The organism is Undibacterium sp. TJN19 (assembly GCF_049339485.1).
Lineage (GTDB): Bacteria > Pseudomonadota > Gammaproteobacteria > Burkholderiales > Burkholderiaceae_D > Undibacterium.
This window is the reverse complement of sequence record NZ_JBMPPL010000075.1, coordinates 1-318: the sequence shown is the minus strand read 5'-3', so window position 1 is coordinate 318 and position 318 is coordinate 1. Positions and strand designations below refer to the sequence as shown.

The 318-nt window shown below is 58.2% G+C and carries 1 protein-coding gene; it reads right to left on the bottom strand.

What is annotated here, in order from left to right; genetic code table 11:
- Positions 1-318: DUF4214 domain-containing protein (locus ACO0LH_RS28590; RefSeq protein WP_422944541.1), on the bottom strand; the 318-nt coding region annotated here is incomplete at both ends.

Genomic DNA, 318 nt, shown 5'->3' with positions numbered 1-318 from the left:
TGGTGGCATCGGCTGTGGACTGGGCTGTGGCCAGTGTGGCAGCGTCAACGACTTTGCTCAGCCATACTTTGGCTGTGGCGTTGGCATCAACACCTGCGTAGGCAGTGATTTCTTTGGTGGTATCAACGGCTGTGGTGAAGGAGGTGGCAGCAGCGACTTTGGAGTCTACGGCTGTTTTGTCTGCACCAGTCGCGCCGCCCAGGATGGACAGGGCTGCAACACCAACGGAGACGGCGCCGCCAGTGATTTGGCCTGCCCAGTAGGTCAGACCTGCTGGATCAGCTTCGTGGCCGAACAGGTTTTTGTAGATGGTGTTGA